Annotated in this window: 14 protein-coding genes; 11 read left to right on the forward strand and 3 right to left on the reverse strand. The window is 39.6% G+C overall.

The features are described 5' to 3' along the window. Positions 1 to 141 precede the first annotated feature (141 nt). The 6 genes from PRK60_RS04215 to PRK60_RS04240 all read left to right on the forward strand — a co-directional run bounded on the left by PRK60_RS04215 (position 142) and on the right by PRK60_RS04240 (position 4,461). Positions 142 to 984, forward strand: a complete 843-nt coding sequence (locus tag PRK60_RS04215) for a DegV family protein (RefSeq protein ID WP_102168835.1) — start codon at positions 142 to 144, stop codon at positions 982 to 984. Between the two features lie 69 nt (positions 985 to 1,053). Continuing rightward, complete coding sequence (locus tag PRK60_RS04220; protein ID WP_102168836.1) at positions 1,054 to 1,974, forward strand: SGNH/GDSL hydrolase family protein; 921 nt, start codon at positions 1,054 to 1,056, stop codon at positions 1,972 to 1,974. A gap of 3 nt (positions 1,975 to 1,977) precedes the next feature. Continuing rightward, positions 1,978 to 2,568 (forward strand): YpmS family protein, encoded by a 591-nt coding sequence (locus PRK60_RS04225; RefSeq protein ID WP_273646371.1) that lies wholly within the window; start codon positions 1,978 to 1,980, stop codon positions 2,566 to 2,568. Positions 2,569 to 2,582: 14 nt separating this feature from the next. Then, positions 2,583 to 2,810 carry a YozE family protein gene (locus tag PRK60_RS04230; RefSeq protein WP_102168838.1) on the forward strand — a complete coding sequence of 76 codons (228 nt, stop codon included), beginning with the start codon at positions 2,583 to 2,585 and terminating at the stop codon, positions 2,808 to 2,810. A 12-nt stretch (positions 2,811 to 2,822) separates the two neighbouring features. Beyond that, positions 2,823 to 3,695, forward strand: coding sequence for a ribosome biogenesis GTPase YlqF (gene ylqF / locus PRK60_RS04235; RefSeq protein ID WP_273646372.1), 873 nt, complete (start codon positions 2,823 to 2,825; stop codon positions 3,693 to 3,695). Beyond that, a complete protein-coding gene (locus PRK60_RS04240) occupies positions 3,688 to 4,461 on the forward strand; it encodes a ribonuclease HII (RefSeq protein WP_273646373.1) in 774 nt (257 codons plus the stop codon). The genes ylqF and PRK60_RS04240 overlap by 8 nt, the downstream gene beginning before the upstream one ends. Positions 4,462 to 4,526: 65 nt before the next feature. Here the strand turns inward: PRK60_RS04240 and PRK60_RS04245 are convergent, their stop codons facing one another. Both PRK60_RS04245 and PRK60_RS04250 read right to left on the reverse strand, forming a co-directional pair. Continuing rightward, a complete protein-coding gene (locus PRK60_RS04245; protein WP_144356498.1) occupies positions 4,527 to 5,471 on the reverse strand; it encodes an IS3 family transposase in 945 nt (314 codons plus the stop codon). After that, positions 5,423 to 5,956 (reverse strand): helix-turn-helix domain-containing protein, encoded by a 534-nt coding sequence (locus PRK60_RS04250; protein ID WP_102169382.1) that lies wholly within the window; start codon positions 5,954 to 5,956, stop codon positions 5,423 to 5,425. Before PRK60_RS04250 ends, PRK60_RS04245 begins: the two co-directional genes overlap by 49 nt. 74 nt (positions 5,957 to 6,030) lie before the next feature. On the opposite strand from PRK60_RS04250, the gene dprA reads away from it, so the two are divergent. The 3 genes from dprA (at position 6,031) to PRK60_RS04265 (ending at position 10,157) form a co-directional block, all read left to right on the forward strand. Next, positions 6,031 to 6,897, forward strand: a complete 867-nt coding sequence (gene dprA, locus PRK60_RS04255) for a DNA-processing protein DprA (protein WP_102168841.1) — start codon at positions 6,031 to 6,033, stop codon at positions 6,895 to 6,897. A 137-nt stretch (positions 6,898 to 7,034) separates the two neighbouring features. Beyond that, positions 7,035 to 9,161 carry a type I DNA topoisomerase gene (gene topA, locus PRK60_RS04260; protein WP_148444551.1) on the forward strand — a complete coding sequence of 709 codons (2,127 nt, stop codon included), beginning with the start codon at positions 7,035 to 7,037 and terminating at the stop codon, positions 9,159 to 9,161. Positions 9,162 to 9,278: 117 nt separating this feature from the next. Then, positions 9,279 to 10,157, forward strand: a complete 879-nt coding sequence (locus PRK60_RS04265; RefSeq protein ID WP_102168843.1) for an aldose 1-epimerase family protein — start codon at positions 9,279 to 9,281, stop codon at positions 10,155 to 10,157. A gap of 57 nt (positions 10,158 to 10,214) precedes the next feature. On the opposite strand, the gene plsY is transcribed toward PRK60_RS04265, so the two are convergent. Continuing rightward, positions 10,215 to 10,841, reverse strand: coding sequence for a glycerol-3-phosphate 1-O-acyltransferase PlsY (gene plsY / locus PRK60_RS04270; protein ID WP_102168844.1), 627 nt, complete (start codon positions 10,839 to 10,841; stop codon positions 10,215 to 10,217). A 221-nt stretch (positions 10,842 to 11,062) separates the two neighbouring features. Between plsY and parE the strand changes: the two genes are divergently transcribed. Next, on the forward strand, positions 11,063 to 13,093 hold the full coding sequence (gene parE, locus PRK60_RS04275; RefSeq protein WP_273646374.1) for a DNA topoisomerase IV subunit B: 2,031 nt from the start codon (positions 11,063 to 11,065) through the stop codon (positions 13,091 to 13,093). Between the two features lie 22 nt (positions 13,094 to 13,115). Continuing rightward, complete coding sequence (parC, locus tag PRK60_RS04280) at positions 13,116 to 15,587, forward strand: DNA topoisomerase IV subunit A (protein ID WP_270512710.1); 2,472 nt, start codon at positions 13,116 to 13,118, stop codon at positions 15,585 to 15,587. The last annotated feature ends 137 nt before the right edge of the window (positions 15,588 to 15,724 follow it).

Raw genomic sequence — 15,724 nt, forward strand, 5'->3', positions numbered from 1 at the left:
CTACTTTTGCTATACTTAAATAATAAATAAACAAGTTGACCATCGCAAATTTATATCGCATAATGGTTCATGAAACTTTATCATCTAGTTTTAAGGACTAGATTATTATAACATAACATTTTCTAGGAAGAGTGAATTTTCATGGGAAAGATTAAGATCGTTTGTGATTCCTCTGCAGGATTAACAGAAGAAGAAATAAAAAAGTATGACATTACTGTTATTCCATTAACGGTAATGATTGATGGAACTGTATATGTGGAACGGGAAACAATTACTAATGACCAGTTCCCAGAACTAATGAAAAACGCAAAATCATTACCTAAGACATCCCAACCGCCAATTGGACGGTTTGTTGATGCGTTTAACAAACTTGGTGAAGATGGCAGTGAGGTTCTATGTGTCAATATGATGGAATCTATTAGCGGAACTGTTCATGCGGCTGAGCAAGCTGCGGGGATGACGAAAACTAAGGTTACTGTTTACGACTCCCAAACAACCGATCGTGGAATGGCTTTCCAGATCATTGAGGCGGCTAAGGTAATTGAAAATGGTGGCTCCGTTGAAGATGCGATCGAACGAATGAAGTATGTTCTTGCACATTCTAAGCTTTATTTGGCAATTGATAACCTCGATAATTTGGTTGCCGGTGGTCGTGTTAGCAGATTTGCGGGAGCCCTTTCTAATTTATTAAATATTAAGGTAATGCTTCAAGTTTATGATGGCCAGATCCATATTATTATGAAAGGCCGGGGAAAGAAAGCTCTTCATAAAGAGTGGAATCGAATCTTAGACGAGATGAAAAATGGTCCTAAAGTTATGGGCGCTGGTATTTCTCATGTTGAAGGAGATAGTGAAGTTAACCGTCTCTTAACGAAGATTAAAGAATTTGAACCTAATCTCGATATCGTTGTTCGGGAAACCGTGCCGATTATCGCCACACATACAGGTTTAGGAGCTTGTTGTTTGCTTTACTATACTGAATAGTTTAAATTTAAACATTTCGGAAGCGGTCATAGTCACTATGCCGCTTTTTTGGTAAAAAGTGAAATAATAATGAAAAAATTAAAGTGGTTATGGGGCGTCTTCTTGTTTGCTCTTCTTGTGGTTGGTGGATGGTATGGTTATCAGCATTTTATTCAACCATCTGTAAGACAGGAACAACAAGTTAAACGTGTAGAAAAGCGTCACGTGAAGTTGGTAGCAGTTGGCGACTCGCTTACTTATGGACAGGGTGATGAGAAGAAAAACGGCGGTTACGTAGGCATTATAAAGCAGAAAATTCAAGATAAATATAAGAAAACGGCCGTTTCGACCGTTAACTACGGTGTAAGTGGCGATCGCTCTGACCAGATCCTTGCTCGACTAAATAAGCAGGCAGAGATGCGGAAAGATTTAAGAAATGCTGATGTAATCGTAATGACGGTTGGTGGTAATGATTTAATGCAAACACTGGAAAAGGACATTATGATGCAATCCCAAACCAAGATTCAGTCGAGCATTAATCAAGCACAGGGAATATATGAAGATAAGTTAAACCAACTATTTACAGCTGTAAGAAAAGAAAACAAACATGCACCGATCTTTGTAATTGGTATTTATAATCCGGTTTATACATACTTCCCAGATGTAGCTGCAATTAACGACTCAATTAATCAGTGGAACCGGGCAACTCAAAATGTTGCAAGAAAATATTCAAAAATGCATTTTGTTAGTATTTATAAGGTAATGTCATATGGTCAATACCAAACGAAAGCTCAACGGCAACAATTGATTCAACAAGAAGAAAAAGTGAACCATGGAAAGGTTCAGCAATCACAACTATTGTCAATTATGAGTAACAAGGACCATAATTTGAACGAATACATTTCGACTGAAGATAATTTTCATCCGAATAATTTGGGATACCAACACATGGCAAGTCGATTGTTTAAGAGTATGGTTAAGTACGATAGTTGGGAATACGTGAGGGAATAGTCAATGAATAGTAAAAAACAAATTAACTGGTGGAAATGGGCATTTATTACTTTGGTCTTGTTAATTGTAATTAGCTGTGGTGTTGTTCTTCAGCGGGCAACCGCACCAGTACCACAAGCAGAAGTGTCGCAAACCACCAGGGCTAATGATTCATCATTAATGGTGGAGTTAAACCGAAAACAAGTAAATGCCTTGTCAGCAAATTATTTGGATAATTTTTTAAAGGATAATAAAATTAAATATAAGTTTATTGTTGGTGAAAAATACGCAACGTTAGTCGGCGATACTAGGTTTCTTGGTACTAAGATTCGGTTCGCAATTAATTTTATTCCTGAACGGACAAGTCAGGGAAACATTCTTTTACGTGCTAAAGGATTAAGTGTTGGGCGCCTCAATATCCCAATTAAGTTTGTGATGGGATACATCGCAAAAAATTATAATATTCCTAAGTGGGTTTCCATTAATTCAAAGAAAGAGACCGTTTTGCTAGATTTAAATCGTTATAGTAAAAATCGACAATTGAAGTATTCAGCGCAAGAAATTAACATGCAAAATGGTCAGTTTAAATTTCTAATTACTGTTCCTGAAAAATAAAAGGAGGAAATTAGATGGCAGTTCGTGAAAGCTTTTATCACTATTTAATGACGCAGCGAAAGCCTACGGATGCGGATGAAGTTGAACAGTTTGCTAATAACGCGTTCTACGATTCAGCCTTTCCAAAGCAGTCAACGGATTTTGACGAAATTTCAAAATACCTAGAAGAAAATGCGGATTATTTACCCTCAATGACAATTTTTGATACCGCATGGCAACAATATCGCGATGCAATGAATTAGGAGATGAAATAAATGGCTACAATTCAATGGTTTCCGGGACATATGGCGAAGGCGCTTCGACAAATTCGTGAGCAAATGTTCTTAGTTGATATTGTGTTTGAATTAGTTGATGCCCGGGTTCCTTATTCTTCACAGAATCCAGAAATAGCGTTAGCAGCAGGGGATAAACCACGTTTATTAATTATGACTAAAACGGATCTTGCGGATCCTAAACGATTAGATGAATGGTTAACTTACTTTAAGGAACACAACCAACCAGTGGTAGCACTTGATTCTCGTCAACAAAATGTTAGTAAAATTGTTACCGCTAAGAGTAAAGAAATCCTTCATGATAAGCTAGCAGAAGAAGCAGCCAAGGGATTAAAAAAGCGACCTATTCGGGCAATGTGCGTAGGGGTTCCAAATGTTGGAAAGTCAACCCTATTAAACCACCTGGTAAAGAAGAATGTTGCCGTAACTGGAAACCGTCCGGGAGTTACAACGGGTCAACAATGGCTACGTTCATCGGCTGAGTTGGAATTGCTAGATACACCAGGAGTTCTTTGGCATAAATTTGCCAGTCAGAAGCAGGGGACAATGCTTGCTTTGTCAGGGGCAATTAAAGATAGTCTTTACGCTAAAGACGATGTTGCCCTATTTGCCCTTGACTATCTTCGGCGCCAACAACCAGAAGAATTAAAGAAACGGTACCGATTAACAGATGCTGACTTAGATGAAAGTGTTTCTAATCCAGACTTATTATTAAGAATTACAGAGAAAATGGGGTTTCGTGATGATTATGATCGGGCCAGTGAACGGTTAATCTTTGAATTACGTAAGGGGAAGCTAGGTCCCATTACGATGGAAATTCCAGCTGACTTAAATGAGGACGGAATTAATGAGTAAGCAAACGATTGCAGAGGTTAAACAAGCGCTTCAAACACTCCATGATTCAAATTCACCGTTATTACTAGAGTTATCTCAGGATCCGCGAAAGGGAGTTCAAAATGCTCTTCAGCAGTGGCAGCGACGAGAAGAACGCTATCAACAAGCATTAGCCGCATTTCATCAGCGGTTTAAATTTGAAAAACAGTATTGGCAGCAGGGATGTCAGTATGTAGCTGGAATGGACGAGGTCGGTCGTGGCCCATTAGCAGGACCGGTTGTAACGTGTGCCGTCATTTTGAGTCCAGAGTTTGATTTGATTGGGGTCACTGACTCAAAACAGTTAACCCGTCATGAACGAGAACATCTTTACCTGCAAATTGTTAATGAGGCGGTTGAGGTTAGCATTGCAGTTAATAATTCGCAGAAAATTGATCAGTTAAATATCTATGCGGCAACACAAGATGCGATGATGACAAGCGTTCGTCAATTACATCATCAGCCCGAGCACTTAATTGTTGATGCTGTTCCTTTACCAGCGCTTGATATTCCCCAAACCACTTTAATTAAGGGAGATCAAAAATCAATAAGTGTAGCAGCAGCCAGTATTGTGGCTAAGGAGTACCGCGATCACCTAATGTGCGATTATGATCAGGTCTATCCCGGATATGATTTTGCTGAAAATATGGGATATGGAACAAAAAAGCATTTAGCTGGTTTACGTGAGTTAGGAGCAACCCCAATCCACCGTCGTTCATTTAATCCAGTTCCAGAATATTTAAAATAATATTAAATTGAAAATTCTCCGTACTGTAATGAAGTGCAACAAAAAAGTTAGACAAAATTGATTATTTAAGCTACCAAGGTATGATTTCGGTATTCAACCGGAGTCATACCTTTTGTTTTTAAGGAGATACGTTGGTAATTAAAGTAATGAATGTATTGAGCTGAGAGTGATTTTAATTCAGCTAAGTCTTTACATGGTGGGAAACCATCTAATAACTCTGTCTTAAACAGGTGAAAGAAACTCTCCATTGGTGCGTTATCATGACAATTTCCCTTACGGGACATACTTTGAATAAAGTGATTATCAGCTAACTTTTGGGTATAGTACCCCAGTTGATAGTGCCACCCCTGATCAGAATGAATAATTGGTTGAGCATTATCAGGCAGCTTTGTACATAGCTCGTTGAGAGTAGCGGTAATCAACTGTCGATCAGGATGTTGACTCAATTGGAAGGCTAAAACTTCCTTACTGGCTTCATCGATAATTGAGGAAATATAAGCCCAACTGTGATTAGCTAAGCGAACTTGAGAAACATCTGTGTGGAGGACTTGATAAGGAATGGTGGCCTGAAATTGTTGTTTTAGTAGATTATCCGCAACTGTGCCCACATTACCTTCATAAGATGAGTATTTACCACTACGGTGGCGATTATACAGTGCCACTTGAACATCTAATTTCGCCATCAACTTGTTCACCGTCATGTCCGCCAAATGAATGCCCATTGCCCGCAGTTTTTGGTTCACGCGACGATAACCGTAGGTCCATCGTCCGCGGACTTGCCCTTCTTTAGCCACGCTAAGAATCACTTGCTTAACACTCGCATATTTATCATGATGGTTAGCGATGCGCTTGCGCTCATCATGGTAAGTAGCCTTAGGAAGGTTGATTTTATGGAGAATGTCACCAATCTTATAGCGATATTTCTTCGGTAGCGATGCTTGATCTGCCCTGATCTGATCAACTATTTGCGTTTTCTCTTTGCCTTGGAGGGTCCGAACAGGGCCAACGATTTTTTTAAGATGTCACGTTCCAATTTTGTGTCATAGAGTTCTTGGCTTTTCTTGGCAAGTTCTTCTTTTAAACGTTCCACTTCAGTCTTATTAGTAAGACGACGAAGTCGTTTCTTAGTATGTTTCACCTTTGACGGCCTACCTTTCGGGTGAGGTTTCAAGGCTTCAATACCATCTCGCTTGAACTGTGACCGCCAAAGTGAAATTTGGCACGCTTGCACGTCAAATCGAGCCGCTACTTTAACCATCGATTCCTCATGAGTTTGGTAGTAGTCTATCACACTCAACTTAAAATCTGCGGTAAGGGTTCGTGGATGACGACGCCGTTTCAAGGCGTCTATCCCACTTAAGCGATATCTTTGAATCCATTTCCTGATCAGTCGGCTACTGATACTGTATTTGCGCCCCAAGGCTCGAGAACTTTGTGGAGTAGTCAGATATTCGTGGACAATTTTAGCTTTAAAGTCAGGTTTGTATTTAGTCATAAAAAGTGCCTCACAATCGTTAGAACTTTTGTCTAACAATTATGAGGCACTTCATAATAGTAGGGGGGATTTTTATGTTACAAGCTCGAGAATTTTTATTAAAACTAAGCCTTTGTCCAGGATTAAGTCCAATTTCCCGGTGGCGACTATGGCGAACTGCAGAAAGAGCACGGGTATTTAATAATCTTAGCCTGTTAATTGAACGTGCTGGTATTAGTATTCGTGCACAAAATGCTCTTTTAACAAAGTGGGACAGTATTGAGTTACGTGAAAAGATTCAATTAAATATGAAGCAGTCCTATATTACAATTGTAGATAGTGAATATCCGCGCCAACTAAGTGAAATTTTCTGTCCGCCATTAGTGTTGTTTTATCAGGGTGATCTTAGTCTTTTGAATACACAAGGTTTAGCGGTTGTTGGTGCTCGCCAGATGACAAGTTATGGGGAGGCAACACTAAAGGGAATCTTGCCAATAATTATAAAACGGGGAATTACAGTCATAAGTGGGTTGGCAGCTGGGGTTGATGGGCTAAGTCATGAGATTACATTAAAAAATCAGGGAAAGACAATTGGTGTCATTGGTTCTGGATTAGACCAGGTATATCCCCGAAACCATCAGTATCTTCAGCAAACGGTTGCTGAGCAGGGACTGGTGATTTCTGAGTACGGGTTAGGCGAGAAGCCATTAGCTTGGCATTTTCCCGAGCGTAACAGAATTATTGCTGGCCTTGCTGAAACGCTCTTGGTTGTGGAAGCAAAGAAACGCAGCGGGAGCCTAATCACGGCAAATATTGCTTTAGAAGAAAATCGGAATGTCTGCGCAATTCCTGGACGAATTGATGCTCCGCTATCATTGGGATGTAACCAGCTAATTGCAGCAGGGGCTAAACCAATTACAGAGGCTAAAGATCTCCTTGACGAATTTCTTTTAACGAATTAATCCTTGCATTTCGGCTCCTTTTTAATTAAAATCAACATTCGATTGGATATAGTTTGACAGATACTATATAAATGCATTAATAATAGTAGTATCGGTAAGCAAGATATTTAAAAGTATAGAAGTAAGGAGCCAATATAATGGCAACTAGTACTACAAAGAAAAAGACAACGAGTAAACGAAAAACGACTCGTCGTGCAAAACCAAAAAAGAAATTAGTGATTGTTGAATCACCATCAAAGGCCAAAACAATTGGGAAGTTTTTGGGCCGCTCTTATAAGGTAGTAGCAAGTTTAGGTCACGTGCGCGATTTACCTAAGAGCCGGATGGGAGTTGATATTGAGAATAATTATCAACCAGATTATATTTCTATCCGTGGTAAGGGTGACGTGATTAAGGAATTACGAAAAGACGCTAAAAATGCCAAAGCAGTCTACCTTGCATCTGATCCCGATCGTGAAGGAGAAGCAATTGCTTGGCACGTTTCAAATATTCTTAAGCTTGATGATTCTGAAAAGAATCGGGTAACATTTAACGAAATTACTAAGGATGCGGTTAAAGAAGCCTTCAATGAACCACGAACTATTAACATGGATCTTGTCGATGCCCAGCAAGCACGACGAGTTCTTGATCGGTTGGTAGGTTATTCCATTAGTCCAATTTTATGGAAAAAGGTTAAGAAGGGGTTAAGTGCCGGTCGTGTTCAATCAGTTGCCCTGAATTTAATTATCCAGCGAGAAAACGAAATTAGGAATTTTAAGCCTGAAGAGTATTGGACAATTGATGCCGAATTTAAACATAATCGTGAAAAGTTTAAAGCAACCTTTTTTGGCGAAAACGGGAAGAAAGTTAGCTTAAAAAATAATAATGATGTTCAACAAGTTTTAGGCAAACTTGATAAGAATAAAGACTTTGCAATTACTAAAGTAACTAAACGGGAGCGTAAGCGTCAACCACAGCCACCGTTTACGACTTCCACGATGCAACAGGATGCTAACCGTCGTTTGAATTTCCGTACCCGAAAAACAATGATGACTGCTCAAATGTTGTATGAAGGGATTGATATTAAGCAAGGGGCACCTGTCGGCTTGATTACTTATATGCGGACTGACTCCACTCGGATTGCATCAATTGCTAAGCACGAAGCATCTAAGTTTATTCATGAAGAATATGGCGGTGAATACGCTGCAATTAAGCCAATTAAGGGTAAGTTGCCTGAGGGCGCCCAAGACGCCCACGAAGCGATCCGTCCGACGTCTGTTTTTCGTACACCCGCTAAAATGAAACCATATCTGACTAATGATCAATATAAGCTGTATAGTTTGATCTGGTCACGGTTTGTCGCTAGTCAGATGACACCGGAAATTATTGATACAATGAATGTCAACCTGCAACAGAATAATGTTGATTTTCGGGCATCTGGTTCAAAGGTGAAGTTCGCTGGTTTTACGAAGGTATATAAGCGGGGGAAAGAAAAGGATAACTTGCTTCCTGAACTAAAAGAAGGCGATAGTGCCCAAATGGTCAGTGATGATCCTGCTCAGCACTTTACCCAACCTCCTGCACGGTATACTGAAGCTGCTTTGATTAAGACGCTTGAAGAAAACGGTGTAGGTCGTCCTTCTACTTATGCACCAACACTTGACACGATTCAGCGTCGTTATTACGTTCGTTTAGTTTCACGGCATTTTGAGCCAACGGAATTAGGAGAAATCGTCAATACAATTATTGAAAAGCAGTTTCCAGATATTGTTAATGCCAAATTTACTGCTGATGTTGAAGATAAACTCGATCAAATTGAAGAGGGAAAGCAAAATTGGATTCGAGTTGTTGATAGTTTTTACCAACCATTCTCAAAGGAAGTTAGTACCGCTGAGAGCGAAGTTGCTAAGATCGAAATGAAAGATGAACTTGCTGGAATGGATTGTGACATCTGTGGTGCTCCAATGGTAGTTAAAATGGGCCGTTATGGTAAGTTTTATGCTTGCTCACGCTTCCCTGAATGTCGAAACACAAAAGCAATTGTTAAGGATACCGGGATTACTTGTCCAAAATGTGGTCAGGGAACGGTTGTTGAGCGGAAGTCAAAAAAGAATCGTGTGTTCTATGGTTGTTCACGTTATCCTGATTGTGACTTTGTTTCCTGGGATAAGCCAATTGGACGAAACTGTCCAAAAGATGGTCACTTCCTAGTTGAAAAGAAAATCAAGGGTGGTACTCAAGTCGTTTGCCCGAATGGAGACTACGAAGAAGAACCGCAAAAGTAGTTTAGTAAAACCGCTTTCATAGTTTTTACTAAATTTTACTATTTTACTAATTTAAAAGAACTCTCTAATTTGCTATTATGCGGTTAGAGAGCTTTTTTACTAAGGAGAAATGGTACTATGATTAAGCTAGAAAACGATGATTTAACTGTTGAGATTGCTGAGCTAGGAGCCCAATTGCATAGTATTCGGCGAAATGACAACCAAATTGAATATCTGTGGCAGGGAGATCCAGCTTCATGGAAACGTCAAGCACCAATCCTCTTTCCATTTGTTGGTCGGTTAAAGGATGATCAATATGAATTTGCCGGAAAGACATATCACCAAACCCAACATGGCTTTGCTCGGGATCGTGAATTTAAGGTAATCGATCAGACTTCTTCTCAGGTTACTCTTGAACAAACCGATAGTGAAGAAACGTTAAAGGCCTTTCCGTTTGCTTTTAACCTTCGTGTCAGTTATAAATTAGTTGATGATCAATTAAACGTTTGCTATTCGGTTATTAATCCTGATAATAATCATTCACTAATTTATGCAATTGGTGCTCATCCTGGCTTTAATATGCCACTGAGCGCTCAAGGTTCTTTCGAACAAGTTCAACTTAGTGTTTCTCCCGCTGAAAAGTATTCACGTGTTTTATTAGATGGATCTTATAATGATTCACAGAACCCAATTACTATTGACATGCAAAAGCCAATGACAATTAGTCATGAACTATTTGACAACGATGCAGTAATTTTTGAAACGGGTGGTGCAAGGTTTACCGCAACCTTAACTGATCCAATTAATAATCACGGTGTTCATGTTCATACTCTTGGGACCCAGCATGTTGGTGTTTGGTCACCATACCCCACTAAAGCTAATTTAGTTTGTGTAGAACCGTGGTGGGGAATTGCGGACAATGTTGATGCAGATGGCAAATTGCTACATAAGCAGGGGATGCATCGGCTAGCACCGCAGGATAATGCTAAGTATGAGTTTAGTATCCAGCCGTTTTAAGACTATAGACTAAAAAAGAAGTTCGAGAATTCATGTTTTGAGTTCTCAAACTTCTTTTTACTTATGGTGCTTTTGCTTTAGATAATAAACAAGTCCAAAACTTACCAGTGACTCTTTGCCAGTAATAATTCGAATAATATTACTTTTATGTCGCCAAAGAACAAGTGCAGTTAAAATTCCAGCAACACAACTAAGAATTAGATCGTGCTCACAAAGAGCAATGATAAATATTGAGGTAATTCCAACGATGCTGGCACAGCTGGCCATACTTGTTAACAATAAAGTGATGATAAAGATCGCACAGGCAAGAGCGAATAATGGTGGGTTGTAAGCTAGCAGAATTCCTGCACTAGTTGCAACTGCTTTACCACCATGGAAATGGTCAAAAATTGAAAAAGTGTGTCCTAGTGAGGCAAAGATCCCAATTAATAATGGATTTACCGAATGAGAAACACCTAAAAGATATGGCTGACTTGCTGCTAGTGTTCCCTTTAGAACATCCATTAGAAGAACTACCACTCCAGCCTTGGGCCCCAATTCACGGAAAGTATTCGTTGTCCCAATGTTACCACTGCCAAGCTTTCGAATATCTTTGTGGTAAAAGGTTTGCCCAATCCATAAGCCGGATGGAATTGATCCTAGAAGATAGGCAACAATCACCATTCCAATTATTTTAATTGTCATTCAATTTACTCCTTAAAAATAGCTACCCACTAAAGATAGCACGAAATCCTGTTAGAAACCACTAGGAAACTTATTTTTAAAAATGTAGTTTGCAAAATAAGGATTAAATGAAGTATTATCGTTATTGTTAAAGATTGTAATATTACTATTACGATCCTGTTCGAATTAGGGTATAATATATAAATCGAACAAACGTTCAAAATAAAAAGGGAGGTCATTTTGTGGCCACAAAGAAAGAAACGTATGATGCATCATCAATTCAAGTTTTAAAAGGGCTTGAGGCTGTTCGGAAACGACCAGGGATGTATATTGGATCTACAGATTCAAGAGGACTGCATCACCTCGTATACGAAATTGTTGATAATGCGGTAGATGAAGCATTATCCGGTTATGGTGACGAGATTAACGTTACGATTGAAAAAGACAATTCAATTACAGTCCAGGATCATGGTCGGGGAATGCCAGTAGGAATGCATGCCTCTGGGAAACCAACACCTGAAGTAATTATGACGGTTCTTCACGCTGGTGGTAAGTTTGGTCAATCAGATGGTTATAAGACTTCTGGTGGACTTCATGGAGTTGGTGCTTCAGTAGTTAATGCTTTATCGACTAGCCTTACGCTAACAATTGTCCGTGATCATGAACGCTACCAAGAAAAATTTAAGGATGGCGGTCAGCCGATCGGTACCTTAAAAAAACTAGGTCATACAAACGCTGGAAACGGAACAACGGTATCTTTCAAGCCTGATCCAGGTATTTTTACGACAACTGTTTATGATTACAATACCTTAGCAAATAGGTTGAGAGAATCTGCTTTTCTGTTAAAGGGAATTAAAATTGTTCTAACTGATAAACGACAGGACCATGAGAAGCAGGATATCTTTCAGTATAAGGATGGTATTCAGGAATTCGTTACTTACCTGAATGAAGGTAAAGATACTTTAGGAAAAGTTTTATACTTTGATGGCAGTCAGGATGGCGTTGAGGTCGAGGTCGCTGCCCAGTATAATGATGGTTATTCTGAATCATTGCTTTCCTTTGTTAATAATGTTCGTACTCCAGATGGCGGAACGCATGAGGCCGGATTTAGGAGCGCTTGGACCAAGACTTTTAATGAGTACGCCCATAAGGTTGGACTGCTGAAAGATAAGGACAAGAACCTTGAAGGAAGCGATGTTCGTGAGGGCTTGACTGCTGTTGTGTCTGTTCGGATTCCCGAACGAATTTTACAATTCGAAGGACAGACAAAGGATAAGTTAGGGACTCCAGAAGCGCGAAAAATTGTAGATTCCATTGTAAGCGAGCAGCTTAGTTATGCGTTAATGGAAAATGGCGATTTTGCCCAGATGTTGATTCGGAAGTCAATCAAGGCCCGTGAAGCTCGTGAAGCAGCGCGAAAGGCAAGAAATCAAGCCCGTGGCGGTAAACGGAAGAGTCGAAAAGAACGAAATCTTTCTGGAAAACTAACTCCAGCACAATCAAAGAATGCGAAAAAGAATGAATTATTCTTGGTCGAAGGTGATTCTGCTGGTGGTTCTGCTAAACAGGGACGTGACCGGAAATACCAAGCCATTTTACCGTTACGGGGAAAGGTCTTAAATACCGAAAAGGCTAAGCTTGATGACGTGTTAAAGAATGAAGAGCTGAACACGATTATCTATACGGTTGGTGCAGGCGCTGGCTCCGAGTTTAATGTTGACGATTCAAACTACGACAAAATAATCATTATGACGGATGCTGATGACGATGGGGCACATATTCAAATTTTGTTATTGACATTCTTTTACAAGTACATGCGGCCAATGATTGAGGCCGGAAAAATTTATATTGCCTTACCACCCTTGTATCGTTTACAAACAGGTCGGGGTGCTAAAACTAAGATCACCTATGCATGGACCAATGATGAGTTAACAGAACTGACCAAGAAAGCAGGAAAGAGTGCTCAATTGCAACGGTTTAAGGGCCTTGGTGAGATGAATGCCGATCAATTATGGGAAACAACCATGAACCCTGAAACACGGACGTTAATTCAGGTACGAATTGAGGACGCTGAATTAGCTGAGCGTCGGGTAACAACTTTGATGGGGAATAAGGTTGAGCCGCGACGGGAGTGGATTGAAGATAATGTTCACTTCACCCTTAGTGATGATAAAGAATCAGATGAATTAGTGGAGAATAAGGGACACTTGTCAAACCATAATGAGCAACCAACAAAAACTAAAAAGACTTTTAACCAAGAGGCACTTTTTTAGGTGAGCAGAAAGGAACATTATAGTGAGAGACGGTAAAATTGAAAAAATGACCCTGGAACAATTGATGGGGGATCGTTTTGGTCGTTATTCAAAGTCAATTATTCAAGAACGGGCGTTGCCTGATATCCGGGATGGCCTGAAGCCAGTTCAACGACGGATCTTATTTGCAATGAATAAGGATGGCAATACCTATGATAAGGGATTTCGGAAATCAGCAAAGTCCGTTGGTAATGTTATGGGGAATTTTCACCCCCACGGAGATAGTTCAATTTACGAAGCTCTAGTTCGTCTAAGTCAAGATTGGAAACTTCGGGAACCATTAATTGAAATGCACGGGAATAATGGTTCAATGGATGGTGATCCAGCTGCGGCAATGAGGTATACGGAAGCGCGGTTAAGCAAAATTGCTGGGTTGATGCTTCAGGACATTGACAAAGATACTGTTGAAATGACGTTAAATTTTGATGATACCGAAAAGGAGCCAACAGTCTTACCAGCGCGGATTCCTAACCTTCTTGTTAATGGTGCTACCGGTATTTCAGCAGGATACGCGACAGAAATACCGACCCATAACCTCGGTGAAGTATTGGACGCTTTGGTTTACCTCCTAAATAATCCAGATGCTAGTTTAGAGAAACTAATGGAATTTATCCCGGGTCCAGATTTCCCAACTGGAGGAATTATTCAGGGGATTGACGGTATTCGAAAGGCTTATCAAACAGGTCGTGGACGAATCGTTGTTCGTGCTAGAACTGAGATTGAAACCCTTCGAGGTGGCCGTCAACAAATTAACGTAACTGAAATTCCTTATGAAGTTAATAAAGCTCAACTGGTTAAGCGAATTAATGATCTCCGCTTAGCTAAAAAGGTGGAAGGAATCGCTGAAGCACGTGATGAGACAGATCGTAGTGGTTTGCGGATTGCCATCGAGTTAAAGCGTGGTGCTAATGCCCAGGGAATTCTTAATTACCTTCTTAAAAATACTGATTTACAAATTAACTATAATTTCAATATGGTTGCAATTGACGAACAACGGCCAATGCGGGTAGGGTTAAAACGAATTTTGACCTCATACCTTTCCTTTCAGAAACAGATTATTCGTCGGCGAACGCAATTTAACCTAAATAAAGCTCAACATCGTCTTCATATTGTAGAAGGGTTAATAAAAGCTTTATCAATCTTAGACCAAGTAATTAAGACTATTCGTGGAAGTAAAAATCGAAAAGATGCTAAGGAAAATCTGATTAGCCAGTATGCATTCTCCGCAGAACAAGCAGAAGCAATTGTTACTTTGCAACTTTATCGGTTAACAAATACTGATGTTACTGAACTCAAAGATGAACAGAAAAAGCTAAACCAGCAAATCGAAGAATTTCAATTGATCTTAACAAATGATCAAGAATTAGCTAATGTTCTCCGGAGAGAAATGTTAGCAATTAAGAAGGAGTTTGGTAACCCACGACGCACAAAGATTGAAAGTCATGTAGAGAAGTTAAAGGTTGATACTAAGGTAACGGTAGCAAACGAAGACGTTATTCTCTTGGTTTCTCACGCGGGATACATTAAGCGGTCAAGTGTACGCTCGTTTAAGGCATCGCCAATAGAAGAAAATGGCCTTCGTGAAGATGATTATCCGATTTTAATTCAGGAAACAAATACTTTAGCGCACTTATTTATGTTCACCAATTTAGGCAATGTTATTTACCGACCGGTTCATGAAATTACCGATACCCGGTGGAAGGATACTGGAGAACATATTTCACAGACGATTGGTTTAGCAGAAAATGAGCATATTATAAAAGCAATGGTCTTTGATAAGCTGGATCAACCAGGAACCATCATTATGGGAACAAGTGATGGTCAGGTTAAGCAGTCGGCATTTACAGATTATAAGCCAGGGAGTCGTTATAAGAGTCGAACAACAGCTGGAATTAAGTTGAAGAGTAACGAATCGAGGTTAGTAAGTGTTGATTATTATGAGCCAACAAATGAAAATCGGTCACTCCTAGTCATTAGTCATGAAGGATATGCGGTTCGGTTTGATGTTGCTGATGTTCCTGTTACTGGTTTAAGAACTGGTGGGGTTCGGGCAATAAACTTAAAAGATGCTGACTATGCCACTGACTTTACTCTTGTTTCTGAAGGCCAAAATTTGGCAATGATTACCCAGCGTGGTGCCTTTAAGGAAATGGCAAGTTCTGAAATTGAAACAGGTGCTCGTGCTCGTCGTGGAGAATTAGTAATTCATAGAATTAAGAATCACCCTCATAAGATTGTCGATTTTCTTGCTTATGATCCAAATAATCATGATGTCCTTGAAATTATTACTGATCGACCAGCTTTCCAAGACGTTGCAGTAGATGATCACCACCTTGGAACGGCTAAATCAAACGGGACATTTGTTGTCGATACTGATACACAAGGAACACCTGTAAAATTAAAGCGTAAACAAGTTAATATCCTAAATGAAGAGCCAGTAAATCAGGAAAATTAATAAACTTTCTCTACTTTCATTTATTTTCAGTGAGATATTTTATAATTATCTCACCAAGCTGGGGCTTCCATGATAGAATAGAAATTGTAGATTGTTTCATGTCTTAGTATTTGCGGACAATATCGAAACAAACAGGA

Source organism: Limosilactobacillus portuensis, assembly GCF_028607025.1.
In the GTDB taxonomy this organism is placed as follows: domain Bacteria; phylum Bacillota; class Bacilli; order Lactobacillales; family Lactobacillaceae; genus Limosilactobacillus; species Limosilactobacillus portuensis.

Excerpts from the sequence above, each read along its gene's own strand:
- PRK60_RS04230 (WP_102168838.1), top strand. The coding sequence starts at position 2,583 with ATGGCAGTTCGTGAAAGCTTTTATCACTATTTAATGACGCAGCGAAAG.
- PRK60_RS04215 (WP_102168835.1), top strand. The coding sequence starts at position 142 with ATGGGAAAGATTAAGATCGTTTGTGATTCCTCTGCAGGATTAACAGAA.
- ylqF (WP_273646372.1), top strand. The coding sequence starts at position 2,823 with ATGGCTACAATTCAATGGTTTCCGGGACATATGGCGAAGGCGCTTCGA.
- plsY (WP_102168844.1), bottom strand. The coding sequence starts at position 10,841 with ATGACAATTAAAATAATTGGAATGGTGATTGTTGCCTATCTTCTAGGA.
- PRK60_RS04250 (WP_102169382.1), bottom strand. The coding sequence starts at position 5,956 with ATGACTAAATACAAACCTGACTTTAAAGCTAAAATTGTCCACGAATAT.
- PRK60_RS04265 (WP_102168843.1), top strand. The coding sequence starts at position 9,279 with ATGATTAAGCTAGAAAACGATGATTTAACTGTTGAGATTGCTGAGCTA.
- dprA (WP_102168841.1), top strand. The coding sequence starts at position 6,031 with ATGTTACAAGCTCGAGAATTTTTATTAAAACTAAGCCTTTGTCCAGGA.
- PRK60_RS04240 (WP_273646373.1), top strand. The coding sequence starts at position 3,688 with ATGAGTAAGCAAACGATTGCAGAGGTTAAACAAGCGCTTCAAACACTC.
- topA (WP_148444551.1), top strand. The coding sequence starts at position 7,035 with ATGGCAACTAGTACTACAAAGAAAAAGACAACGAGTAAACGAAAAACG.
- PRK60_RS04225 (WP_273646371.1), top strand. The coding sequence starts at position 1,978 with ATGAATAGTAAAAAACAAATTAACTGGTGGAAATGGGCATTTATTACT.
- PRK60_RS04220 (WP_102168836.1), top strand. The coding sequence starts at position 1,054 with ATGAAAAAATTAAAGTGGTTATGGGGCGTCTTCTTGTTTGCTCTTCTT.